This window comes from Robertmurraya sp. FSL R5-0851 (assembly GCF_038002965.1).
Taxonomy (GTDB): domain Bacteria; phylum Bacillota; class Bacilli; order Bacillales; family Cytobacillaceae; genus Robertmurraya_A; species Robertmurraya_A beringensis.
This window is the reverse complement of the sequence record NZ_JBBOOE010000001.1, coordinates 3540108-3565026: the sequence shown is the minus strand read 5'-3', so window position 1 is coordinate 3565026 and position 24919 is coordinate 3540108. Positions and strand designations below refer to the sequence as shown.

General features: G+C 38.0%; 25 protein-coding genes. 18 read left to right on the top strand and 7 right to left on the bottom strand.

Annotated features, from left to right (window positions below):
• The first annotated feature begins 62 nt into the window (after window positions 1-62).
• Entirely contained in the window at window positions 63-848 is a 786-nt protein-coding gene (locus tag MKX65_RS18325) for a phosphotransferase family protein (protein ID WP_340904940.1), read from the top strand.
• Here the strand turns inward: MKX65_RS18325 and MKX65_RS18320 are convergent.
• Window positions 836-1114: a YtzH-like family protein gene (locus MKX65_RS18320; RefSeq protein ID WP_160546931.1), complete on the bottom strand. Its 279-nt coding sequence runs from the start codon at window positions 1112-1114 to the stop codon at window positions 836-838. The genes MKX65_RS18325 and MKX65_RS18320 overlap by 13 nt on opposite strands.
• A 179-nt stretch (window positions 1115-1293) precedes the next feature.
• Here MKX65_RS18320 and trmB point away from each other — a divergent pair, with 179 nt between their 5' ends.
• Both trmB and speD read left to right on the top strand, forming a co-directional pair.
• The gene (trmB, locus tag MKX65_RS18315; protein WP_160546932.1) at window positions 1294-1938 is read left to right on the top strand and encodes a tRNA (guanosine(46)-N7)-methyltransferase TrmB; all 645 of its coding nucleotides are present in this window, start codon (window positions 1294-1296) and stop codon (window positions 1936-1938) included.
• A gap of 88 nt (window positions 1939-2026) precedes the next feature.
• Complete coding sequence (speD, locus tag MKX65_RS18310; protein ID WP_340904937.1) at window positions 2027-2836, top strand: adenosylmethionine decarboxylase; 810 nt, start codon at window positions 2027-2029, stop codon at window positions 2834-2836.
• A 132-nt stretch (window positions 2837-2968) separates the two neighbouring features.
• Here the strand turns inward: speD and MKX65_RS18305 are convergent, their stop codons facing one another.
• Window positions 2969-3280, bottom strand: coding sequence for a PepSY domain-containing protein (locus MKX65_RS18305; protein WP_160546934.1), 312 nt, complete (start codon window positions 3278-3280; stop codon window positions 2969-2971).
• Between the two features lie 161 nt (window positions 3281-3441).
• Between MKX65_RS18305 and MKX65_RS18300 the strand changes: the two genes are divergently transcribed.
• From MKX65_RS18300 to murC, 7 genes are all read left to right on the top strand, one after another.
• Window positions 3442-4515, top strand: coding sequence for a M42 family metallopeptidase (locus MKX65_RS18300; protein WP_160546935.1), 1074 nt, complete (start codon window positions 3442-3444; stop codon window positions 4513-4515).
• 60 nt (window positions 4516-4575) lie between these two features.
• Window positions 4576-5106 (top strand): DUF84 family protein, encoded by a 531-nt coding sequence (locus MKX65_RS18295; protein WP_340904934.1) that lies wholly within the window; start codon window positions 4576-4578, stop codon window positions 5104-5106.
• An 82-nt stretch (window positions 5107-5188) separates the two neighbouring features.
• Window positions 5189-5707 carry a hypothetical protein gene (locus MKX65_RS18290; RefSeq protein ID WP_340904933.1) on the top strand — a complete coding sequence of 173 codons (519 nt, stop codon included), beginning with the start codon at window positions 5189-5191 and terminating at the stop codon, window positions 5705-5707.
• A gap of 118 nt (window positions 5708-5825) precedes the next feature.
• Entirely contained in the window at window positions 5826-6140 is a 315-nt protein-coding gene (locus MKX65_RS18285) for a thioredoxin domain-containing protein (protein WP_160546938.1), read from the top strand.
• Window positions 6141-6229: 89 nt separating this feature from the next.
• Window positions 6230-7033 carry a DUF1444 family protein gene (locus tag MKX65_RS18280; protein ID WP_160546996.1) on the top strand — a complete coding sequence of 268 codons (804 nt, stop codon included), beginning with the start codon at window positions 6230-6232 and terminating at the stop codon, window positions 7031-7033.
• Between the two features lie 188 nt (window positions 7034-7221).
• The gene (locus tag MKX65_RS18275) at window positions 7222-9846 is read left to right on the top strand and encodes a DNA translocase FtsK (RefSeq protein ID WP_340904932.1); all 2625 of its coding nucleotides are present in this window, start codon (window positions 7222-7224) and stop codon (window positions 9844-9846) included.
• Between the two features lie 234 nt (window positions 9847-10080).
• On the top strand, window positions 10081-11376 hold the full coding sequence (gene murC / locus MKX65_RS18270; protein WP_160546940.1) for a UDP-N-acetylmuramate--L-alanine ligase: 1296 nt from the start codon (window positions 10081-10083) through the stop codon (window positions 11374-11376).
• Window positions 11377-11411: 35 nt separating this feature from the next.
• Here the strand turns inward: murC and MKX65_RS18265 are convergent, their stop codons facing one another.
• Window positions 11412-12527: an aminopeptidase gene (locus MKX65_RS18265; RefSeq protein WP_160546941.1), complete on the bottom strand. Its 1116-nt coding sequence runs from the start codon at window positions 12525-12527 to the stop codon at window positions 11412-11414.
• A gap of 192 nt (window positions 12528-12719) precedes the next feature.
• Between MKX65_RS18265 and MKX65_RS18260 the strand changes: the two genes are divergently transcribed.
• The 3 genes from MKX65_RS18260 (at window position 12720) to ytxJ (ending at window position 14104) form a co-directional block, all read left to right on the top strand.
• Window positions 12720-13193 (top strand): DUF948 domain-containing protein, encoded by a 474-nt coding sequence (locus MKX65_RS18260; protein WP_160546942.1) that lies wholly within the window; start codon window positions 12720-12722, stop codon window positions 13191-13193.
• Between the two features lie 14 nt (window positions 13194-13207).
• A complete protein-coding gene (locus tag MKX65_RS18255; RefSeq protein WP_160546943.1) occupies window positions 13208-13669 on the top strand; it encodes a YtxH domain-containing protein in 462 nt (153 codons plus the stop codon).
• 108 nt (window positions 13670-13777) lie between these two features.
• Entirely contained in the window at window positions 13778-14104 is a 327-nt protein-coding gene (ytxJ, locus tag MKX65_RS18250) for a bacillithiol system redox-active protein YtxJ (RefSeq protein WP_160546944.1), read from the top strand.
• Window positions 14105-14124: 20 nt separating this feature from the next.
• On the opposite strand, the gene pilM is transcribed toward ytxJ, so the two are convergent.
• The gene (pilM, locus tag MKX65_RS18245) at window positions 14125-16296 is read right to left on the bottom strand and encodes a pilus assembly protein PilM (protein ID WP_445677956.1); all 2172 of its coding nucleotides are present in this window, start codon (window positions 16294-16296) and stop codon (window positions 14125-14127) included.
• Between the two features lie 234 nt (window positions 16297-16530).
• On the opposite strand from pilM, the gene MKX65_RS18240 reads away from it, so the two are divergent.
• The 4 genes from MKX65_RS18240 to motS all read left to right on the top strand — a co-directional run bounded on the left by MKX65_RS18240 (window position 16531) and on the right by motS (window position 20434).
• On the top strand, window positions 16531-17607 hold the full coding sequence (locus MKX65_RS18240; protein ID WP_160546998.1) for a bifunctional 3-deoxy-7-phosphoheptulonate synthase/chorismate mutase: 1077 nt from the start codon (window positions 16531-16533) through the stop codon (window positions 17605-17607).
• Between the two features lie 237 nt (window positions 17608-17844).
• Window positions 17845-18843, top strand: coding sequence for a catabolite control protein A (gene ccpA, locus MKX65_RS18235; protein ID WP_340904928.1), 999 nt, complete (start codon window positions 17845-17847; stop codon window positions 18841-18843).
• Between the two features lie 60 nt (window positions 18844-18903).
• Complete coding sequence (gene motP / locus MKX65_RS18230; RefSeq protein WP_340904927.1) at window positions 18904-19722, top strand: flagellar motor protein MotP; 819 nt, start codon at window positions 18904-18906, stop codon at window positions 19720-19722.
• Window positions 19709-20434 carry a flagellar motor protein MotS gene (motS, locus tag MKX65_RS18225; protein WP_340904924.1) on the top strand — a complete coding sequence of 242 codons (726 nt, stop codon included), beginning with the start codon at window positions 19709-19711 and terminating at the stop codon, window positions 20432-20434. The genes motP and motS overlap by 14 nt, the downstream gene beginning before the upstream one ends.
• Before the next feature lie 21 nt (window positions 20435-20455).
• On the opposite strand, the gene MKX65_RS18220 is transcribed toward motS, so the two are convergent.
• Genes MKX65_RS18220 through MKX65_RS18210 form a run of 3 tightly spaced genes read right to left on the bottom strand, consistent with a single transcriptional unit; the run spans window position 20456 to window position 22962 of the window.
• The gene (locus tag MKX65_RS18220; RefSeq protein WP_340904923.1) at window positions 20456-21634 is read right to left on the bottom strand and encodes an acetoin utilization protein AcuC; all 1179 of its coding nucleotides are present in this window, start codon (window positions 21632-21634) and stop codon (window positions 20456-20458) included.
• Complete coding sequence (locus MKX65_RS18215; RefSeq protein WP_340904922.1) at window positions 21631-22278, bottom strand: acetoin utilization AcuB family protein; 648 nt, start codon at window positions 22276-22278, stop codon at window positions 21631-21633. Before MKX65_RS18215 ends, MKX65_RS18220 begins: the two co-directional genes overlap by 4 nt.
• A 51-nt stretch (window positions 22279-22329) precedes the next feature.
• Window positions 22330-22962: a GNAT family N-acetyltransferase gene (locus tag MKX65_RS18210; RefSeq protein WP_340904921.1), complete on the bottom strand. Its 633-nt coding sequence runs from the start codon at window positions 22960-22962 to the stop codon at window positions 22330-22332.
• 205 nt (window positions 22963-23167) lie between these two features.
• On the opposite strand from MKX65_RS18210, the gene acsA reads away from it, so the two are divergent.
• The gene (gene acsA / locus MKX65_RS18205; protein ID WP_340906310.1) at window positions 23168-24886 is read left to right on the top strand and encodes an acetate--CoA ligase; all 1719 of its coding nucleotides are present in this window, start codon (window positions 23168-23170) and stop codon (window positions 24884-24886) included.
• Window positions 24887-24919: the final 33 nt, after the last annotated feature.

The window sequence follows — 24919 nt, the reverse complement described above, 5'->3', positions numbered from 1 at the left end:
TAATAAAGTAAAGCTACTTATTATAGAAACTAACGACGCAGTTAAAATGAAGGTGAACAATTTTGGAACACTTATTTGGACAAGAGTGGGAAATCGTTCCTGCAGGAGGAGCGACAGGAGAAGCGTTTATTGCACAGCATGAAGATCAGAGGCTCTTTCTTAAACGAAATTCCTCACCATTTCTTGCCGTATTATCAGCAGAAGGTATTGTTCCGAAGCTAATTTGGACGAAAAGGCTTGAAAACGGGGATGTAATTACCGCTCAGCAATGGTTAGAGGGTAGAGAGCTAAAGCCGCATGATATGAACACGAAAAGAGTGGCAAAGCTCTTAAAAAAAATACATCAGTCAGAAGCCTTGCTTGGAATGCTAAAAAGGATGGGGAAAACTCCATTAGAGCCTGTTCATCTTTTGTCCATTTTAGTGCAAGAGCTTGATGAGGATGTAAAATCTCACGTGGCCATTCAAGAGGCTCTATTATTCTTGCAACAGGAGCTCGATGGTATACATTATAAGGAAAAGGTTGTATGTCATTGCGATGTTAATCACAATAACTGGTTGCTCACAGAAAGCAACCAGTTGTATCTGATTGATTGGGATGGTGCGATGATAGCCGACCCTGCCATAGACTTAGGAATGATGCTATATTGGTATCTCCCGCAAGACAAATGGAGCGAATGGTTAGCCATGTATGAAATAGAGCTCACGGACGAATTGATGCTACGAATGAAATGGTATACGATTGCACAGACCATCTCATCTATTCAATGGCATAAAAATAAGGAACGATACGAAGAGATGAATCACTGGGTGAATTATTTGTCAACTCTTGTTGCTCAAGAGAATTGATCAATTTCTGATACCCACTGGCCAAGTTGTTCTTGGTGTGACTCGATATGTTGATCTAGTTCATTCGTATTTGTACCGTGCTGAGAATAGCTGTAAATTTGTTCTAGTACATTCTTTACATTATGATCGAGTTCTGAGTTAACCATCAGTGATTTTACTAAACGTTCTAATTGTTCACATTCAGATACAGACCCGCAACAATCGGTACTGTGATTCGTTAATATATCTTTTAATAAATTCATTTGATCTTTCTGTTCTAAAGGCATCCGATACACCCTTTCAAGGTTGCTTGTATATACGTAAAAAAGGAATTTCACATTTATGTTGTGAATTCCTTTTTTTATTTATACGTAAATTAATAATATGGACGAAGTATTAGTTTTGGTTGCAACAAGATTGTTCACATGATATGGTTTGAACGATAGATTATTTTAGGGGTGTCAACATGCGTTTAAGAAATAAGCCTTGGGCAAAGGATAGACTCGAATCCTATCCGCAATATGTTGTAGCAAAACCAGAAAGCTACAAAGGTAATTGGACCGAAGTATTTGGGAATGACCAGCCTATTCATATCGAAATCGGAACGGGTAAAGGTCGTTTCATTACTGAAATGGCTAAAGCAAATCCACATATTAATTATATTGGTATTGAGGTATATAAAAGTGTTATTGTTATTGCTCTCGACCGTCTAATTGAAGAAGACCTTCCGAATTTGCGACTAATGAATGTGAATGCGGTCGAACTTCAGAACTATTTTGCTAAAGGTGATGTGGATCAAGTTTATTTAAATTTCTCTGATCCTTGGCCAAAAACACGGCATGAGAAGAGACGGTTAACGTACAAAACTTTCCTTTCCATTTATGAAAATATTCTGGTGGATAACGGCGAGATTCACTTTAAAACAGATAATCAAGGGTTATTTGAGTTCTCTCTTCGAAGCTTTTCGGAATATGGAATGCTTTTAAAGTATGTAAGTTTAGATCTTCATAATAGTTCTTATGAAGGAAATATTATGACAGAATACGAAGAGAAGTTTTCCTCCAAAGGCTTTCGTATCTATCGTTGCGAAGTTCAATTTCAGAAAAAGTAAGCAGTCCTACTATTGTAGGACTGTTTTTTTCGTAAGAGTTGGGTAAGTTAATAATATTTACGTAGATTATGTGAAGGGGGAAGAATGAATGCTCACTCCAGAACAGCGAATTGAGTTACATGGATTTAATAACTTAACAAAATCACTTAGCTTTAATATGTATGATATTTGTTATACAAAAACGAGGCAAGAGCGGGAAGCTTATTTAGATTATATTGATGAACAATATAATGCCGATCGGTTAACGAAGATTTTAAAAAATGTATCCGATATTATTGGTGCACATGTTTTAAATATTGCTCAACAGGATTATGTACCACAGGGAGCAAGTGTAACGATTCTCGTGTCTGAAGGACCAGTAGTAGAAGTTCCCACAGAGTCAACATATGATGAATCACCAGGACCATTACCAGATAATGTTGTATTTCAGTTAGATAAAAGTCATATCACTGTTCATACGTACCCAGAGTATCATCCGTATGAAGGAATAAGTACTTTCAGAGCGGATATTGACGTTTCTACCTGTGGGGAAATTTCACCACTTAAAGCGTTAAATTATTTAATTCATTCATTTGACACAGACATTATGACAATTGATTATCGAGTACGTGGATTTACGAGGGATAAAGATGGTCATAAATTATTTATAGACCATGATATTACTTCCATTCAAAACTTTATTCCAGACGAAATCAAGGATCAATACGATATGATTGATGTGAATGTGTACCAAGAAAACATTTTTCACACGAAGTGTAAATTGAAAAATTTTGATTTAAATAATTACTTATTTGGATACACAATGGATACGTTAAGCGAATATGAACAGAAAGAAATCACTGAAAGCTTAACATCTGAAATGGATGAAATTTTTTATGGGAAAAATTTTCTGCAGTAAATTGAGTGAGTCTATTGGCGCAATAGACTCTTTTTGAGCAAGAGCGGGCGCTAAAGTGGAATAGTCATTATGAAATGATTGAATCCGTGAAGAGAAAGACGTAAGAAAAGCTGCCCTATAGGGCAGCTTTTCTTAAAGAGGGTACACTTCTATAATGGATCCAGTCTTTGCATCTGAAACAAATTCGTATTGCTCTAACGTGTCATCTACCGTACGTGATACTCCACCTTTATAAACATCATAGGTGATGTTGTTCTTTTCAAACCGCTCTGTTGTCATTTGAATCCAAGAGCCGCTAATGGGACCTCTTTCTTTAAATTTTGCTTTTGCGTGTGATAGGGCTTTTTCTGGGGATACTTTGCCCTTTTGGGAGACCCATTCGCTTGCCAGAAAGCCTGAAATAATTCCAACAGAAACACCAGTTAAAAATGATTTCCAGTTCATAAAGCCCCTCCTTATTTATCCAAATAAATCCTCCTTCCATCATATCAAATTTTACGTACATAATTAAGAGTAGCAATCAATAAAGTGGTAACAGATGGGAAAGTTAAGTAGAATAAAGATGGTACATAAAGAGTCATGTGAATATTAGGAGGCCATTATACATGAATTCGAAGACATTACAGCTTTTCAAGACGCTTACGGAACTTCAAGGTGCATCTGGAAATGAGCATTTGGTTAGGAAGTTTATGCGTGAACAATTAACTCAGTATTCTGATGAAATCATTCAAGATAATTTAGGAAGTATTTTTGGTGTGAAGCATGGAAATGCCAATGGTCCTCGTGTCATGGTTGCGGGACATATGGACGAGGTTGGATTTATGGTAACGGCGATTACAGATAATGGGATGATTCGTTTTCAGCCTTTAGGTGGTTGGTGGAGCCAAGTTCTACTAGCACAGCGTGTGCAGGTCATGACGAATGACGGTCCTATTATTGGAGTGATTGCTTCCATTCCTCCTCATCTTTTGGATGAAGGTAAGAGAAGTAAGCCGATGGAAATTAGCAATATGTTAATTGATATTGGGGCTGATAGCAGGGAACATGCGAAGGAGCTAGGGATTAAGCCGGGACAGCAAATTGTGCCAATTTGTCCGTTTACCCCGATGGCAAACGAAAAGAAAATTATGGCTAAGGCTTGGGATAACCGATATGGCTGTGGCCTCGCTATTGAATTATTAGAAGAAGTGCAAGGAGAAAGTTTACCAAACACATTATATTCTGGTGCAACTGTTCAGGAAGAAGTTGGACTAAGAGGTGCACAAACAGCAGCAACTTTAATAAAGCCAGATATCTTCTTTGCTCTTGATGCAAGTCCTGCAAACGATGCGACGGGTGATAAAAATGAGTTTGGTCAATTAGGAAAAGGAGCGTTGCTAAGAATTCTAGATCGATCTATGGTAACCCATCGAGGGATGAGAGAGTTTGTTCTAGATACTGCAGAAACGCATAATATATCCTACCAATACTTTGTCTCTCCAGGTGGGACTGATGCAGGACGAGTGCATATGTCAAATGAAGGAGTCCCGAGTGCTGTTGTAGGAATTTGCTCTAGATACATTCATACGGCTGCTTCGATTGTTCATGTTGACGATTATGCTGCTGCAAAAGAGCTTTTAATAAAACTGGTAAAAGCTTGTGACCAGACTACAGTAGATACAATTAGACAAAATAGTTAAAAACGGTAGGGAGGTAACCTTTGGGAACCTCCTTTTACATTGAAGCTGAGGTGCAGTTATATGTATGTGGCAGTAGGTTCGAAAAACCAAACGAAAGTAAAAGCTGTTGAAGAAGCATTTAAAAAGTATGACGCAAAGGTTAAGGGAATGGATGTCCCATCTGGAGTAAGTGAACAACCCTTCTCCGATGAAGAGACCATACAAGGAGCCATTAATCGAGCGCAAGCAGCCCTTGAAAACAGTGATGCAGAACTTGGGATAGGTCTAGAAGGTGGAGTACAGCAAACGAAATTTGGGATGATGTTATGTAATTGGGGTGCATTAGTACAATATGGAAAATCTCCTATAATAAGCGGCGGGGCTAGAATCTTATTACCAAAAGAAATTGAACATAGGCTTATAGTAGGAGAAGAATTGGGTCCGATAATGGATGATTTCATGAAAAAGACAAATATTCGAAGCAAAGAAGGGGCAATTGGAATCTTTACGAATGGACTTATTCCGAGGCAGGAAATGTTTCTTCATGTTAGCACTTTACTCGTTGGCCAATATGAATACAGGAATATAAATGGTTTGGAAACACAATTGTAACAATTGTAAGGCTTGTCATTGGATAGGGAGACGGGTATGATAGTAAGGAAGACAATAGTTCCTATGTAGGGAGGAAGAAAGTATGAGAAAGTATTTACAAGCATCTCTCCTCTGTATAGCTGCTCTATTTTACCTTAGCGGATGTTCTGCATCCTTTGACGAAGAGGAAACAGAAACAGTGGATGTTGTGGAGAACGCTTTTAAGGAAGAGGCTAAAAAACCAAATAATAAAACTGAGGAAATGGAATATTATTTACCTTTTGGTTTTGAAGTGGAAGAAGAATCTCCCAATAATATAATTTTAAAGAATGGTTCAAAAACATATATATTGTTTTACAATCCAATAGAAGGTCAAGATAGTGAAGTTGTTTACCAATCAACAGTCGATCAAGACAAATACGATACCGATAAAGTGATCAAAATGGATGGGAAATTTGGCTATCTATTGGTAAAAAAGCTTGAAGATAACCTAAATGAGCTAACAATTGGTGTCGGTGGAATGAAAATTACGACAGAAACAAAAACAAGGTCTCTTAGCAGCGAAGCAGAAATGATGATTAACATCGTCAATTCAATAAAGTTAAAAGAAAACGAAGGATGAAGTCCTTCGTTTTTTGTTAGAAGCTAATTTCTTTCAAAAGAAGCTACAATGCTTTAGAATATGGGGTAGTCTGAATAACTATTAACGTACTGTATAAACTGTTATGGGAGGTAATCATATGAAAATGCTTGAGAGTGTAGAACAGTTTGAAACGATGAAAAACAACGGGAAACATATATTTATGTTTTCAGCAAACTGGTGCCCAGACTGCCGAGTGATTGAGCCAGTCTTGCCAGAAATTGAAGAGAAATATAGCGAATACAATTTTGTACATGTGGATCGTGATCAGTTTATTGATTTATGTATTAGTCTAGATGTGTTTGGAATCCCAAGCTTTATCGCGTTTGCAGATGGAAACGAATTAGATCGTTTTGTCAGCAAAGACCGGAAAACACAAGAGGAAATTGAACAATTCATCGAAGGATTATCATAATGGAATAGCTCCCAATCCTCCAAAGATTGGGGCTATTTCATGTAGAATAAAAACGAAATGCTCCAATAAGGAGGCAAGTATATATGAAAATGGATAGTAAAAAAATGAAGGCGGAGCTCGAAAAACGCCTTAGTAGTGCTAACCGTACTATTACTTATGATCGAAAAAATGATCATTTACGTATTGAAAGCAAGGATAGTGGAAGAGGTATTACCGTTGAGCTGCCTAGAATTATAGCAAAATGGGAAGTAGACAAAGAAAAGGCCATTGATGAAGTCGTATACTATGTTGAGGAAGGCCTTAAGGCAATGGATGAGAAAACGATTCAAGAAGGTGAAAAGACTCGGATTTTCCCTGTCATACGTTCTACTTCTACGCCTGTTGTATCGCGCGAAGAAATTCCTTTAGTATATGATGATCATACGGCAGAAACTAGGGTTTATTATGCTCTCGATTTAGGAAATGCGTACCGAATCATTGATGAAGCATTAATGGCAAAGGAAAATTGGACGAGAGACCATATCCGCGAAGTAGCTCTTTTCAATGTGAGAAGCCTTAAAACGACCATGAAACGTGATGAAGTGGCAGGAAATATCTTTTATTTTCTCAATACAAATGACGGGTATGATGCAAGCCGAGTTCTAAACGATTCATTTTTAAAGGAAATGAGTTCGAAGATTACAGGTGATATGGCGGTAGCGGTACCACATCAGGATGTACTTATTCTTGCAGATATAAAGAATGAGACTGGTTATGATATTCTCGCACAAATGACCATGAGCTTCTTCGCTAGCGGTCGAGTGCCCATTACGGCACTATCCTTTTTATACGAAAATGGGGAATTAGAACCGATCTTTATCTTAGGAAAAAACAGAAGCAAAAAACCAAACTAAAGGACCAATTACGGTCCTTTTTGCGTTTTTAGTTTGTACTGGGATGAAAACCAACACAGACCTACTAGCGTTAGGTCAAAAGATTCAAAATTATATTATTACTAGCAATCTTTTATTTCTTGTCGATATTATAGTATTCAATGATAAAATAAGAAGACATGATGAGAATGAAGAAAGAGTGATAAGGTTTGAATTGGTTTAAGAAATTGTTTAGTAAATTAAGTGATGATAAAGTGGAAGAAATATATGAACAAAAGGTAGAGCCATTTAAAGAAAGAAGAAAAGAACAAAAGGATATGGATGCTCGAATCGTTTATCAGTATCCGAAGGGGAAATTTAAGTTCCCGTTAATACCAGATGAAAGAGAAATGCAGAAACCATCTAGAAAAAGTAGAGAAGAGAGAACGTCTTCCCGTCAGCGAACAGAACCAGTCATGAAAAGTGAAACCGTTCGTTCGAAACCTAGAGTAGGCTCTATTACAAAAAGCAACGTAAGTCCTCCTAATAAAAGTGAAACAAATAATAGAGATGTATCCAAAAGACCGTTTCGACCAACAGAAATTCCCTCTCCAGTCTATGGGTTCCAGAAAAGAGTCAGACATCAGGAAGAGAAACCGGTAGAATACGAGTTAAACTCCTTCTTGAAGAATGAATACATAGAGCGTTCTTCCGAAACTCCTGTTCAGGTAAATAAAATAGTGAAACAGGATATTGAAGAGGTTCATGATCAAGGAGAAGAAACGGTAATAAATACGGATCTGATTGAATTGATTAGCATGGATGTTAGGGAGGAATCGATTCCTGCAGAACCAGAAGCAGAACCAGAACATGTAGAACCAGTTGTAGAGGAAGAGATAGAGAGCTATGTTCTATTGGAGTCAACCGGGGAATTGGAAGTTGCCGTAACTGCTGAGCTTTCTGACCTGGAAGAGGAAAAACTGGAAGTTGACCAGAATGTACAAATAGAACAACAACTGAACGTAGTTGAACAGAATGCTCAGATAGAAGAACTGAACATAGTTGAAGAGGTTGAACAAATAGAAGAACTGAACGTAGTTGAAAAGGTTGAACAAATAGAAGAAATGTACGTAGCTGAAGAGGAAATTGAACAGGTCGAGGGGCAAACAATCGAAGAAAGCACCCAACCGAATTCTGAACAGGGGGAATTAGATGGTAATGAAGAACTTCCTGTTGAACCTGCGCCTAAACGCAAGCATTTGCCTTTTAACGTATTAATGTTGAAAGAAGATCGTCGTAAATTAGAGGAAAAAAGGAATCAAATAAAGAGTGAAGCCTCTTTTGAACCACCGAAGCCATTGATACCTGAAAAGGAAGCCGAAATCATTGAGCAGCCTTCTAGCGTCATTGAGATAGTGGAAGTGATCGATGAGGAAAATCCGTACTACGTATTCCCAGAGCTCGATCTCCTGACACCTCCCGTTATTTATGATACAAGTGGAGAATGGCTGGAAGAGCGGGAAAGGCTTCTAAACGATACGTTAGAAAGTTTTAATGTTCGAGCAAGTGTGGTAAATGTTACACAAGGTCCATCGGTTACAAGGTTTGAAGTGCAACCGGAGCCAGGTGTAAAGGTAAATAAAATTACGAATCTAGCAGATGATATAAAATTAAGTCTTGCCGCAAAAGATATTCGGATTGAAGCACCGATTCCAGGGAAGCACACGATCGGGATTGAGGTTCCGAATGAAGTGAGTAGACCAGTGTTACTCTCAGAAATTATTAACAGTACAGAATTTTTACATTCGAAGTCACCGTTAACAGCTGTACTCGGACTAGACATATCCGGGAAGCCGATTGTAACTGATTTACGTAAAATGCCTCATGGTTTAATTGCAGGAGCCACTGGATCAGGGAAAAGTGTGTGCATAAATACAATCTTAGTCAGCCTTCTCTATAAAGCTAGACCTGATGAATTGAAGCTTCTATTAATTGATCCGAAGATGGTAGAGCTAGCGCCTTATAATCAAATACCGCATCTCGTAAGCCCTGTAATTACCGATGTAAAAGCAGCAACAGCGGCTCTTAAATGGGCTGTTGAGGAAATGGAAAGACGATACGAATTATTTGCACATACAGGCGTACGTGAGATCAATCGATTTAATGAACAATGTGAACAGCATAATCAACATGCTGATAAGCTACCGTTCATTGTCATTATTATAGATGAATTAGCGGACTTGATGATGATGGCCCCTGCAGATGTCGAGGAAGCGATATGTCGTATTGCTCAAAAGGCCAGGGCATGTGGGATTCACTTAATTATTGCAACGCAACGACCGTCTGTTGATGTTATTACCGGTTTAATTAAAGCAAATGTTCCTACAAGAATTGCCTTCTCTGTATCAAGTCAAATCGATTCTCGTACGATTATTGATATCGCCGGAGCAGAACGTCTACTTGGTCGTGGGGATATGCTATTTTTAGAAAATGGATCCTCAAAGCCTGTACGTCTTCAAGGTACTTTTGTATCGGATGAAGAGATCGATCAAGTAGTAGCTCATGTTCGACGAGAACAAAGTCCAAACTTCTTGTTTCATCAAGAGGAGCTCTTAAAAAGGGCTGCTGTTAGTGAAGAAGAAGATGAACTATTTTTTGAAGCTTGTGAGTTTGTCGTTGACCAAGGAGCTGCTTCGACCTCGAGCCTACAGAGAAGATTCAAGATTGGTTATAATCGAGCAGCTAGATTAATTGATATGATGGAGAAAAACGGGTATATTTCTGAAAATCGGGGTAGTAAACCTCGTGATGTATTAATTGATCAAGATGATCTTCAAAGTATTCAAGAAATGTAAGTATGGTTATTTTAGTCTTTTTTTCATACACTATGGAGTAAAATAGACATAGAAAGAAAAGGTATTATGGCCAAACGTTGCATAGTTTTTATAATTAAATAATGATATAATGTCACAATATGATAAAATCGAGTTCACTATTTGCAAACAAAGAGAGCGACATGCAAAAATGAGCAAATAAGAGAAAATGTCATATACTGTGATACAGTTAGAAGATGGTTGGAGGTTCTTTATATGACAATTTACCATTTTGTGGGTATAAAAGGATCTGGAATGAGTGCACTGGCACAAATTCTTCATGATATGAATTTTGAAGTTCAGGGTTCAGATGTTGAGAAACGTTTCTTTACACAGACGGCCCTTGAGCATCTTGGAATAAAGATCCTACCTTTCCAAAAAGAAAATATTGTACCAGGATTAACAGTTATTGCTGGAAATGCCTATAAAGATGATCATGAAGAAATTCAAGAAGCGATGAAACTAGGATTGCCTGTCATTCGATATCACCGTTTCTTAGGTGATTTTATGCAAAATTTTACTAGTATTGCTGTGACTGGTGCCCACGGGAAGACATCTACAACCGGGCTCCTTTCGCATGTCATGAGAGGTGCAAAACCAACTGCATTTTTAATCGGAGATGGTACGGGTAAAGGAGAAGAAAATGCTGAGTATTTTGTGTTTGAAGCATGTGAATATAGAAGGCATTTCCTTTCGTATTTTCCAGACTATGCAATCATGACGAATATTGATTTTGATCACCCTGACTATTTTGCTAATATTGATGATGTATTTTCTGCATTTCAAGAGATGGCATGGCAGGTGAAAAAAGGGATTTTTGCTTGTGGTGATGATGAGCAACTTCAAAAAATTCAAGCAAAAGTACCTGTTGTTTTTTATGGCTTTGGGGAAGAAAATGACTTCCAGGCTAGAAATGTTGTAAAAACTACTGAAGGAACGACCTTCGATGTATTTGTTAGAAACACTTTCTATGATACATTCCAAGTGCCAACCTTTGGTGACCACAATGTATTAAATGCTCTTTCTGTTATTGCCATTTGTCACTATGAAGAGCTTTCAGCTGACAAGGTTAAAGAACAACTCTTAAGTTTTACAGGTGTTAAGAGAAGGTTTACAGAAAAGCACGTCGGCTCTCAGGTATTGATTGATGATTATGCCCATCATCCAACGGAGATTAAAGCGACAGTTGATGCAGCTAGACAAAAGTATCCCGATCGTGAAATTGTTGCTGTATTCCAGCCACATACATTTACAAGAACACAAACATTTCTAGAGGAATTTGCTGATAGTCTTCAATTAGCAGATAAAGTATATTTATGTGATATCTTCGGTTCTGCGCGAGAGAACCATGGTAAGTTATCGATCGAGGACTTACGGAATAAAATCGAATCGGCTGAAATGATCAACGAGGAAAATACAGAGACTCTAAAGCAACATGAAAACAGTGTCATCTTGTTCATGGGAGCAGGAGATATTCAAAAATTCCAAGAAGCATACGAACGTCAGTTATAATAAAAAGATGCAGCTTTAGTCGCTGCATCTTTTTGTTATTTTAAATTCTCAGGATTTAATACTTCTAGCTCTTTAATTACGAAGCGTCCATCCTTTCTAACTAGCACATCGTCAAAGTACATTTCTCCTCCGCCATAGTCGCTGCGTTGAATATTGACCATATCCCAGTGAATGTTTGAATGGTTTCCATTAAAGGCATCATCATAACATTGACCAGGCGTAAAATGAAAGCTTCCATCAATCTTCTCATCAAATAAGATATCTTGCATCGGATGTAAGATATAAGGGTTCACACCAATGGCAAATTCGCCAACAAAACGTGCCCCTTCATCTGTATCGAATATTCTATTAATCCGCTCTGTATCATTTGCTGTTGCCTCAACAATCTTTCCGTCTTTAAAAGTTAGTTTTACATTTTCAAATGTAAAGCCTTGATATGGAGAAGGAGTATTATAAGTAATGACACCGTTGACAGAATCACGTACGGGAGCCGTATATACCTCTCCATCAGGAATATTCATTTGTCCTGAGCATTTTATGGCCGGAATATCTTTGATTGAGAAGGATAAGTCCGTTCCTGGTCCAGTGATTCGTACTTTGTCCGTTTTGTTCATTAACTCGACTAACACATTCATCGCATGATCCATTTTCCCATAATCTAAGTTACAAACATTAAAATAAAAATCTTCAAAACCCTCTGTGCTCATTTTTGCTAGTTGCGCCATGGATGAGTTTGGATAACGCAGAACGACCCATTTGGTTTTAGGAACACGGATATCACGGTGTACTTTCTTTCCGATCGTTGATCCGTGAATTTTCATCTTGTCATCAGGAACATCTGCGTGTTCATTGATATTGTCGCCGGAACGTAATCCTATGTATGCATCCATTTGACTCATAACGTTTGCTTCAAAATCTGCCATCAAGTTAAATTGATCTTCCCGGGCACCTAGGAGCAAAGCTCGATCCACTTGCTGATCTTTAAGAAGTACGAAAGGATGTCCTCCCGCAGCATACGCTTCCTTCACTAATGCTGTTACAAGCTCTCGCTGCAAACCAAAATTTTCAATTAGTACCTTTTCACCAGGCTGAAGCTTTACTGAGTAATTGATTAGGTTTTTTGCTAGAAGCTCAATACGTGAATCTTTCATTTTTTTCCCTTCCTTTTAAAAAACTTTTAACACATATATTATTGTAACCTAAAGGGCGAAAGTTGGCGCATTTATAACAATTTTGTTTTATTTATGGTAAAATTTTAGTATTGATTTATTACAATTGACGTTTAATGAATTCTTGGTAGGGTAAGTAATGAAATGTAAGCGTCAATGGAGGTGTAGGATATTTTGGAGTGGATACTTTATGTCAGTGCAGGGATTGCGGCGATTGCTTTTCTTATTTTAGTCATTTTTCTATCCAAAGCGTTACAGTCACTTCAAGTAACCTTAGATAGTATATCAAAAACATTAAATGGGTTGGAACGGCAGCTTGACGGAGTCACAAGGGAAACAACGGATTTGTTGCATAAAACAAATGCCCTAGCGGAAGATATTCAAAAGAAATCAGAAAGCTTGGGAAGTGTCGTTGATTCCGTTAAAGATGTTGGAGTAACGATTCAAAAGTTTAATTCATCCCTTCAAACGATCACAAACTCTGTCAACTTTGCTGTTGAGCAGAATAAGGACAAGGTTAGTCAAGTCCTCCAATGGAGCAATGTCCTTCTTGAAATGAAGGATCGATGGACTCATAGGAAAAAGGAAAAGACTGTTGTTGAAGAAGGGATTACCGAGAAGGGAAGAAGAGAAAGAGGTTATTATTAGAGGAGGAATAACATATGGTGAATCACGATACTGAAAAGGAAAATCGACAAAACGTAAACGAAACATCAAGTTCGAAGGAATTTTTAATGGGTGCTATCATCGGTGGGCTAGTTGGAGCAGCAACGGCACTATTCCTCGCTCCAAAATCAGGAAAAGAAATGAGAACGGAATTAAACACGCAAGCTGAAAGTTTGAAAGGGAAGACCAGTCAGCTTTATGATGTAGCAAAAACAAAGAGCACGGAATTAGCAGAAGTTGCTAAAGTAAAGTCCTCTTCCATTGGACAAGCTGTTTCTAAACAATCCAATGACATGATGAGTAAAGTGAAGTTAATCAAACCTGAGACTGAATCGGAAGCAGATGTCGTGTATGAAGATGATTTTTCGCCCGTGTTAAGTGATGATAAGGAGCTTCAAAGAAAGCTGGAGGAAACAAAAAGAGCTTTTGATGAAACAGAATCTCAATTAAATCATTAATAAGCAGATAAATGTTCAAAAACGCAGTGTAATGATATTATATCTACACTGCGTTTTTTATTACAATTTGTGTAAAATAAACTTATACATATCTTAGGAGGGGTAAGAATGGAACAAATTCAAACGAAGGAACAATTTGATGCTCTTGTGGAAAATGAGAATTTTTATCTACTAAAGCATTCGAATACTTGTCCAATCAGTCAAGCAGCTTATGAGGAATACGAAGAATTTACTAGTAACTCAAGTGTTAAGAACTATTACTTAATTGTTCAAACATCAAGAGATCTTTCAAATTATATCGCCGAACGTTTCCACATTAAACATGAGTCACCTCAAGCAATCCTTTTTGTAAAAGGGGACGTTGCTTGGCATGCTTCACACTGGAAGATTACAAGCAAAGCATTAGCTACCGTAACGCAAGAAAATCAATTATGATAAAAAAAGGAAGCTAGGTATCATTTGATAACCTGGCTTCCTTTTTGAGTTGGAAAAATAATCTGTAAAGAGTCGAACGGTTCAAGATGTTCATAGAATGTTGTTTCTTCGTTATTCTTCAAAAGCAAGAATGATCCATTCGATTCTTTCGGAAGGTCAATATCTACCTCTTTAAAAATGTCTTGAAAGATAAATGGCTGTAACCGTTGATGGGTGATGCTTAAGGAGTCATCATCATAAAGGGTACTAGCCTCATGTAATTTTTGATCCCCTCTGTTCACAACGGTGATACTCTTTTTTAAGAGTATTTCTTTATCGTTAAATGTAACTGGTATTGTTTGATTAAGTATATATTGATTTTCATCGGCGAGGTCTTGTACAGTAATATTTCCTCTCATTTGCACAGTGATTTTATCATGATTCTCAAAGCTACTTTGAAGTCTTGTTTCCATCCCATTACGGTAGAGCTTTCCTGAAAAGGAGGGATAAAATGTATGCTTACCATTCAGGGTTAGATGAAATGGTCGAAGTTCTTCTATAAGGTTAGTGAGATTTAGATAATGTAACAGGTCTTCAAGTGTCTTTGGATAGTGAAATTGGATTGTATCCCGGTCATTGAGTAGATGATTTTTATTTACGGTTTCTCCATTGCATATAAATGTCGGTTCAATTTTGTATGTTTTTCCATTGATCTCTATTTCATTGGTTGGGATTTCATCAAGTAATTGGCCAATAGATAGAGTGGTACGTTCGCCATCTTGTCCTTTTTCAACATACAGGATATCCCCGTTTTCAATAGAATCATCTAGAGCACAACATTCTCCATTTTTCATTAATGTTGGAGGAAGACCATATTGACCAGGAATGGTAATGTTTTTTTCATTTAAAGTAATGATCATGGCTAGTCCTGGTCGACCGTACAGTTTATTCATTTTAATTCCTGCTGCTAATAAACAATCTCCAACGGTTAATTCTTTTACCTCGAACAGTCTAACGGGTTGTTCATTTACGTAAACCGTCATATATTGTACCGGTGATTGTTTAGCTGCTAATGCAATACCAATGGGAGTGACAAGCTCTGGTCCTTTTGTGATCGTCTCAGAGACCGTTAAGGATGAAATGGCATCAATCCCTCTAATGGCGACTCGATTTAAAGGAAGCTCAAGTTTCTCAGCAATTTTCTTTGGAAGTTCAGGTGTTAAACTTCCACCACCGACTAGCATAACAGCTTTAGGAGCTTTTCCATTGTTAAGCTGTAGTACCTCATCACAAATGGATCGTGCAAGGCGGTCAATGGCATAAGAAATTTGTTCGATTACGTCCTCCTTCAAAACCTCAGTCTCAAATCCTAAAATATCAGTGACTGTTATGGACTCTTGAGTGTTTATTTGTCTTTTGGCTATTTCAGCTAAAGGAAAATCAAGTAAGTATTGATCACTGATTGCCTCTGTAATTTCATCTCCGGCGATAGGAACCATTCCATAGGCAATAACTGTTCCCATATCCGTTAAAGCAATATCGGACGTACCAGCACCGATATCTACCAAGGCTACATTTAATCGTCTCATGGAAGGGGGGATAAGAACATTGATGGCTGCTATTGGTTCGAGTGTTAATGCTTCCATCTCTAATCCTGAGCGTGTTAAGGCAGCTAGTAAAGATTCAACGACAACTTTCGGTAAAAAAGTTGAGATAATTTCAACGGATGCCTCATCTCCTTGTTGGTCAATCAGGCTACCGATTTCTTCTCCATCTAAACGATAATAAAGGACAGAATATCCGACACAATAATAATAATGACTTTTCTCTTCTTTATATTTCTCTGCAACCGCTGCTTGGGCGTGTTGAACAGCTAAAAGCTCCAAATGAAGAATGTCTTGTTTTTGCATAATTGGTTTACCGTTAATGGGCAGTGAAACCTTTGAGCGTTCCGTTCGTAAAGCCCTTCCTGCAGCAGCGACGCAAACTTTTTGCAGAGGACCATGTTTGATTTCAAGTTTCTCTTTTATTTGCGTAATGAGCTTTGCTACAGCCATAACATCATGAATTTGGCCATCTAACATAGCACGCTCCGAGTGTTCTATCGACAACATATCGACGACATGGTATTGACTATTTGTTTCTTCAAGAATAATGCCAACACATGAGCGAGTACCTATGTCTAAAGCAAACAATTTATTTGACAAAGAAATCACACCTTCTAGCTTAGGTTCATATAATAAAGAATCTACTTTAATACTTAAAAGCGTTTAATTATTAAAGAAAATTGCGTGACATTTGAAAATATTTCATATATAATTACTCTAACTTATATAGAAATGTAACACACTTTATGAAGCGGATAAAGAACAATCCTTTTTAGGCTTTTCATTTCGCATGTAATAAAGCATTGTTTTCAAATCTACTAATCAAAGGGGCGAGAAATGATGAGTAATGTTGAGTTAGATCAGCTTAGAGACCGTGTTGACGAGTTAAATGTTGAACTTTTAAAGTTAATTAATGAAAGAGCTAGACTTGTTCAAGAAATTGGCCGTGTAAAGGAAACACAAGGGGTATTCCGTTACGATCCAGTTCGTGAAAGAAGCATGCTTGATATAATTAAGGAAAACAACGATGGACCTTTCCAAAATTCAACGGTTGAACACATCTTTAAAGAAATCTTTAAGGCTGGGTTAGAGCTTCAAAAGGATGATCATAGCAAAGCGTTGCTTGTGTCTCGTAAGAAGAAGCCTGAAGATACAATTGTTGAAGTTAAGGGAGAAAAACTTGGCCATGGTATTCCACAATTAATTTTCGGACCTTGTGCGGTTGAGTCGTATGAGCAGGTTGCTGCTGTTGCTGCTTCAATTAAAGAAAAAGGATTAAAATTCATGCGTGGTGGAGCATACAAGCCTAGAACTTCACCTTATGATTTCCAAGGACTTGGTATTGAAGGATTAAAAATTCTAAAAAGAGTAGCTGATGAATACGATCTTGCTGTAATTAGTGAAATCGTAAGCCCAGCTGATATAGAGAAAGCTGTTGACTATATTGATGTTATCCAAATCGGTGCTCGTAATATGCAGAACTTTGAGCTGTTAAAAGCAGCAGGTGCTGTAAATAAGCCAGTTCTATTGAAGCGTGGACTTGCTGCAACGATTGAGGAATTCATTAATGCAGCAGAATACATTATGTCTCAAGGTAATGGCCAAATTATCCTTTGTGAGCGTGGTATTCGTACGTATGAAAGAGCAACAAGAAATACATTAGATATTTCAGCTGTTCCAATCTTAAAGCAAGAAACACATCTACCAGTTCTTGTTGACGTAACACACTCAACTGGCCGTAGAGATTTACTTCTTCCGATGGCAAAAGCGGCTCTTGCAGTTGGTGCTGATGGAGTAATGGCAGAAGTGCATCCAGATCCAGCAGTTGCCTTGTCTGATTCTGCTCAACAAATGAACATTGATCAATTTAATGCTTTCTACAAAGAAATTCAAGCTTCTAACTTAGTGCGTGTATAAGAAATAACACAAAAAACCGACTTATGAGAGCTGATCATAGGCGGTTTTTTTGCGTTTTCCGTCGTAAAATTGTTTTTTTTTGTTAAATAGATAGCCTTTACATTGCGACATTTCACTATGTGAAGTATGATAATGATACATAAATAGACAAGTTTCGATTTTTATATAATGGTTAAAAATGACAAACTTGCAGTAAAATAAACCTAAAGTTAGGACGTATATAGAAGGAGTGGTATTGTGAACATAACAATTTATGATGTAGCACGTGAAGCAAATGTTTCCATGGCTACAGTGTCACGTGTTGTGAATGGAAATCCAAATGTAAAGCCAGCTACAAGAAAGAAAGTTTTAGAAGTGATTGAAAGATTAGGTTATCGTCCAAATGCTGTGGCCAGAGGATTAGCAAGTAAAAAAACAACAACAGTTGGAGTTATTATTCCTGATATTTCGAGCCCGTTTTTTGCAGAACTTGCACGTGGAATCGAAGATATTGCGACGATGTACAAATACAACATCATTTTAAGTAACTCAGACCAAAACAAGGACAAGGAGTTACACTTATTAAACACGATGCTAGGTAAACAGGTAGATGGAATTGTTTTCATGGGTGGAAATATCTCCGAAGAACATGTGGCAGAATTTAAAAGATCTCCAGCTCCTATTGTACTTGCTGGTTCGCTTGAAGATTCTGAACAAGTGCCTTCTGTTAATATCGACTACGAACAGGCAACCTTTGATGCTGTAAATACCTTTATTGAAAAAGGTCATAAAAGGATTGCGATGGTTATTGGACCTTTCCATGAACCAATTAATAAAGAGAAGAAGTTGGTAGGGTACAAGAAGGCGTTAGAGGCAGCTGGAATTTCAGTTGAGGAAGACCTTATTGTTGAGGGTGATTATACGTATGATTCAGGTATCGAGGCATTCGAAAGGTTACTTGAACTGTCTGATAAACCAACAGCAATCTATGTAGGATCTGATGAAATGGCAGTTGGTGTTGTTCATGGAGCACAAGATAAAGGGTACAGTGTGCCTGATGACTTCGAAGTAATTAGCTCAGACAATACTAGAATTTCTCTTATGGTAAGACCACAACTAACAACGGTTATTCAACCACTGTATGATATCGGTGCAGTTGCGATGCGTTTGTTAACGAAATTTATGAATAAGGAAAAAGTCTCAGAACATACAGTAGTACTTCCGCACCGAATTGAGCATAGAAGCTCAACAAAGTAAACAGTTTGTCGATATGTAAGGTAAATGACAAATTTGTTTATGATAGTTGGGAGAGAAACTATGAAAAAGCTTGATGTTCTAACACCTATCGGATTGACGATAGGTGTAATTATGCTGTTATTTGGAATTGTTTACAACGGGGGAATGAGCGGACTATTATCATTTGTTGACCCTGCATCATTGCTTATTGTTATAGGAGGACTACTTTCAGGCTTACTTGTCAGCTTTTCTTTAAAGGATATAAAGCAGATGATCAAAGTTATGAGACAGTCTTTTTCTTCTGATGAAAGGAAGCTTCAAGATTTGATAGATACCTTTGTTCATTTATCGGGCAAAGCGAGAAGAGAAGGTCTTCTTTCACTTGAAATGGAGATCGATCAAGTAGAAGATCGGTTTCTACGAAAAGGGATGTTATTAGCTATTGATGGAACGGATCCTGATGTGATTCAAGATATTCTATTAGCTGAAATTGCAGCGATGGAAGAACGTCATAGAAAAGGAAGGGCGATTCTTGAGAAGGCTGGTGATTATGCACCAGCTTGGGGGATGATTGGGACATTAATAGGGCTTGTTCTCATGCTCAAAAATTTAAATGACCCATCAACACTAGGACCTAATATGGCAATCGCTTTATTAACCACTTTATATGGATCCTTGCTTGCGAACCTTGTCTTTATACCTATAGCAGCAAAACTAGAGTTGAAGACAGAAAAGGAAGCTTTTCTAAAACAGATCATTGTTGAAGGAGTTATTGGTGTCCAATCAGGACAAAATCCGAATCTTCTTCAAGAGAAGCTAAGTGCCTTTCTGTCTCAAGAAGAACGTGAAGCGAAGGAAAAAGAGTTAAATCGCGAGGATTTAGACGATGAAATTTACTAAAAAACATCGGCAGCCTCCTAAAGGGGCACCACGTTGGATGGTAACCTTTTCTGATTTAGTAACCCTAGTACTCGTCTTTTTTATACTTTTATTTTCTATGTCACAAATCGATCTAATTAAGTTCCAAGCACTAGCTGACTCGATGAGAGATAAGCAATTCTTAGATTTTTATCCTTCCATTGTACCACTAGAAGGACAGGGCGAGTCGGAACAGGAAGAGAATAGTGAAGCTGCTCAAAGTTTAGATAATCTTTTGCAAGAGGTCCAATCCTATTTAGACGATAATGGATTAAACAACGTCATCGTTGCCAATCGAACAGAGCGAGGTGTAGTGTTAGTTCTTCAAGAACAAGCATTGTTCCGGTCAGGGGAAGCAGAGATTCTAAATGAATCCAATGCTTTTTTGGATAAAGTGGGAACGATGCTTGGGGAGATGCCGAATCTTGTAAAGGTGGAAGGGCACACAGACAATCGACCCATTACCACTGAGCGGTATCCATCCAATTGGGAGCTTTCTGCAGCTAGAGCTGGTTCAGTCATCAGATATTTAATTGAAAACTTTCATCTTGATTCAGCTAGGTTTATTGCTGTTGGATACGGTGAGACGAGACCGATTGTTCCCAACAATAGTGAGGAGAATTGGCAAAAAAATCGTAGGGTTGAGATTGTCATCTCTGATCCAAAATACAATGCCAATGAAATAGCGGATTAATGAGAAAAAGGCTGATAAATTTCAGCCTTTTTCAATACTCTTTTTATGGTTACGGATCGGGTATAAAGCTTTTTCGACTGTCTGAGCATTCTTTTCAGTAATTTCAGCTTTCCGAGGAATGGGTGGATATAAATTGCTTGGGTCGTCCCAATGTTTTGGTAGAGGGACAGAGGCTTTTGACTGCCATGATTGAATCCACTCTAATGGTAGTGGATCATTCGAAAGCTCTGTGTTATTGGTCATTTCAAGCCAGAGTAATGACCAAGCTCTAGGTACGACTCTCCATATATCATAGCCTCCACCACCAACAGCAATCCATCTACCTTCACAATACTGATGGGCAATACGATGGGCAAGCTTAGGAATTTCACGATAGATCTTCATGGTTGCTGATAAATGGGTCAAAGGGTCCAAATAATGTGAATCAACACCATTCTGGGTTACGATCACATCTGGTTTGAAAAAAGCAGCAACTTCCGTTAAGGAGGTGGTATACGCTTCTAGCCACGATTCGTCCTCTGTAAAGGCATCGACAGGGATGTTAAAGGAAAAACCGTATCCTTTTCCGTGCCCTCTTTCATTCACATTCCCTGTACCAGGAAATAAATATCTCCCTGTTTCATGTATGGACAATGTACAAACCTCTGGATCATCATAAAAGGACCATTGTACCCCATCACCATGGTGAGCATCTGTATCCACATAAAGAACTCTTGCATGGTATTTTTCTTGAAGATACTTTATAGCTACGGAACTATCATTATAGACACAAAAGCCAGAAGCCTTTCCTTTAAAACCGTGATGTAGGCCACCACCAAGATTCAGTGCATGTTTGGCTTTCCCTGTCATGACATAGTCAACCGCAGTTAATGTTCCCCCAACCAGCCAGGAACTTGCATCATGCATATTTGGGAATATTGGAGTATCATCTGTTCCAAGGCCATAATTTTCTGCTTTTTCAGCAGAGAGTTGACCGAGACCAGCTAGCTTTACTGCATTAATATATCTAGGATCATGAATAAGCTGTAATTCTTCATCGCTAGCTTTCCTAGGTTGAATTATTTGATGATCAGATAGGGCATTCAATTGTTTTAATAAATCTAGAGTGATTTTTAGGCGAAGCTGATTAAAAGGATGATTGGAGTTAAATTTGTACTTTAGTTGTTCTTCAGAAAAGATAAAAACAGAATCATTGATCATGTCGTAATCCCTGGCAGATTTGGCCAAAGGACCGTATATCCTGCTTTTTTTAATTCGTTAATGAGAGTGACCGGATTCATCGTTTGAACTCTCAATACTAAAATTTTATAGTTTTCATCCTTTTTGTCTGGATAGACAAGCACGCTTAGTAAATTGGCTTTCCTCTTACTAATTACTGCAGTAACTTCACAAAGCATTCCAGCTCGATTAGGTACTTTTACTTCTATTTGAGAACCAGGCTGATGGGCGCCAGTTAATTGAACCAAGGTATGTAACAAATCTGTTTCCGTTACGATTCCAACCAGCTTTTGATCTTTTATGATTGGGACACAGCTTATATGGTGTTCATAAAAAACAGCTGAAAGTTCTTCTACAAAGTCTAAAGGATGTCCAGTAATAAGATTGGTTCTCATAATTTCTTTCACTGGTTTTTGAAGCACATCACTGTGTTCTGATGCATAAAAAATGGATGGAGTTGCCTCCTTAATATCACGATCTGTCACTAAACCGATGAGCTGATTGCTATTATCTATTACAGGAAGATGTCTGATCCGTTTTGTTTTCATTATTTGAATGGCGTCTGCTATCGTGTTGTCAGAGGTCAAAGTTGAGACGTCAGATTTCATAATCTCTTCGACTATCATACTATTTCTCCCCTTCTATAAATACATCACTCTCTTGAGAACAACAAAGAGTTAGTACATGAAACGATTCATAAATCTTAATCGATCAAACTTTTCAATCGATTCATTGGGAACGCGTTTTCCAATCTTAGCCATAAGGCAATTGGCCGGATGAGAGCTAATTTCAGGGTCATCAGTTGCAAAATATTCTAAACCGCCGGCATTCATCATTTTTTCCATGATTTTGCGGTACTCCCACACGTTCAAGCCAGTACCTTTCAAATCCCAGTGCCAGTAATATTCAGTTGTTATAGTAATGAAATCTTCCATTGCATCATCCATCATAGAGACAATAAGTAAATTTTTCCCTACACTACAACCTCTGTATTTAGGAATAACTTCAATGGCACCTAATTCAATTAGGTCTTCCATTTTCCCCTCAGACCAGCGCTCGAGGGGGTCTGGATATAAGTAGGTAACATAACCAACGATTGTATGACGGTCCCTTGCTATAATAATCCTTCCTTCTGGCAGAGCAGCGATTTCAATTAGTGCTTGATGCTGTTGCGCTGGGGGGCGAAAAGCAACTAAGTCATGATGAAATTCATAACCTGATAAGGTTTCAGGAGAAATAGGACCTTCAATAATTAAATCACCATGGGGAGTTTTTAATTTTTTTGCATTATATATTTTACTATGTTCCATCTATACACCACCCAATGAAAATACCTTTTGTAATCAATATTATACATGAAAAACACCTGATTTAAGCGCTTTCACTAAATTTTCTGTTAAATTTAAAAAGATTTTGTGACATAAATATTTTCCTAAACAAATATTTTAAAAATTGAGAAAAAGAATTTTCTGTTATATAATGACAGTAAGCATGAACAAAGGGGGATACGGTTTGATGAAAGTGGAAGCGCTATCAGTAGTCAATGGGGAATTTAATCTAGGAAACTATGATCAAATGTACAAGCAATTCGACTGGCGAGAAGTGGAAAAGGAATTTTCATGGTCTGAAACAGGTCGAGTAAACCTTGCGTATGAAGCGATTGACCGACATGCAGAATCCTACCGTAAAAATAAGGTAGCTCTTTACTACCGAGATGCAGAACGTAATGAAAAGTACACGTTTAAAGAAATGAAGCAATACTCAAACAAAGCTGCTAATGCATTAAAATCATTTGGAGATGTGGAAAAAGGGGACCGTGTCTTCATTTTTATGCCGAGATCACCTGAATTGTATTTTGCTGTTTTAGGTGCTATTAAACTAGGAGCTATTGTTGGGCCATTATTTGAAGCATTTATGGAAGGTGCTGTTCGAGATCGTTTGGAAGACAGTGAGGCAAAGGTTCTTGTAACAACACCAGAACTTCTTGAAAGAGTCCCCGTAGATGAACTTCCTGCTTTAAAAACGATTTTCTTAGTGGGAGAAAATATTAAAGAAGAAGGAAAGTTTATCGATTTTAAAAAGAGATTTGAAGAGTCAAGCAGCAAGCTAGATATTGAATGGGTAAACCTTAGTGACGGACTCATTCTCCACTATACATCTGGGTCAACTGGAAAACCAAAAGGTGTACTGCATGTACATAATGCAATGATTCAACACTATCAAACGGCAAAATGGGTTTTAGATCTTAAGGAAGACGATGTGTACTGGTGTACAGCTGATCCAGGCTGGGTAACTGGAACTTCCTATGGAATCTTTGGGCCATGGCTAACAGGGACTTCTAATGTCGTAGTAGGTGGTCGCTTCAATCCAGAAACATGGTACAAAATGATTGAAGAGTACGGCGTTAGTGTCTGGTATAGTGCTCCAACTGCCTTTAGAATGCTGATGGGTGCCGGAGATGAAGTGGTAAAGCGCTTTGACTTAAGTAGCTTAAGGCATATTTTAAGTGTGGGTGAGCCTTTAAATCCAGAGGTCGTTCGTTGGGGAATGAAGGTATTCCAGCTTAGAATTCATGATACATGGTGGATGACAGAGACGGGTGCTCAATTAATTTGTAATTATCCTTGTATGGAAATCAAGCCAGGATCCATGGGGAAACCAATCCCAGGAGTAAAAGCAGCGATTGTTGATGACCAAGGGAATGAGCTGCCTCCATATCGAATGGGTAACCTAGCCATTCAAAAAGGCTGGCCATCCATGATGCATACCATTTGGAAAAATGAGCAGAAATACCAGTCTTATTTTATGCCGGGTGGTTGGTATGTGTCGGGTGACTCTGCCTATATGGATGAAGATGGTTATTTTTGGTTCCAAGGAAGAATTGACGATGTGATTATGACATCTGGTGAACGTGTTGGACCTTTTGAAGTCGAAAGCAAACTGGTCGAACATCCAGCAGTGGCTGAAGCAGGTGTTATTGGAAAGCCAGATCCAGTAAGAGGTGAAATCATAAAGGCATTTGTTGCATTAAGAGATGGATATGAAGTAACGGAAGAATTAAAGGAGGATATCCGTCAATTTGTGAAAAAAGGATTAGCGGCTCATGCTGCACCTCGTGAAATAGAATTTCGTGATAAACTGCCGAAAACTAGAAGTGGTAAAATTATGCGTCGCGTCTTAAAAGCGTGGGAGTTAGATTTACCTACTGGTGATCTTTCTACAATGGAAGATTAAGAAAAAAGCAATCCTCATTTGTGAGGATTGCTT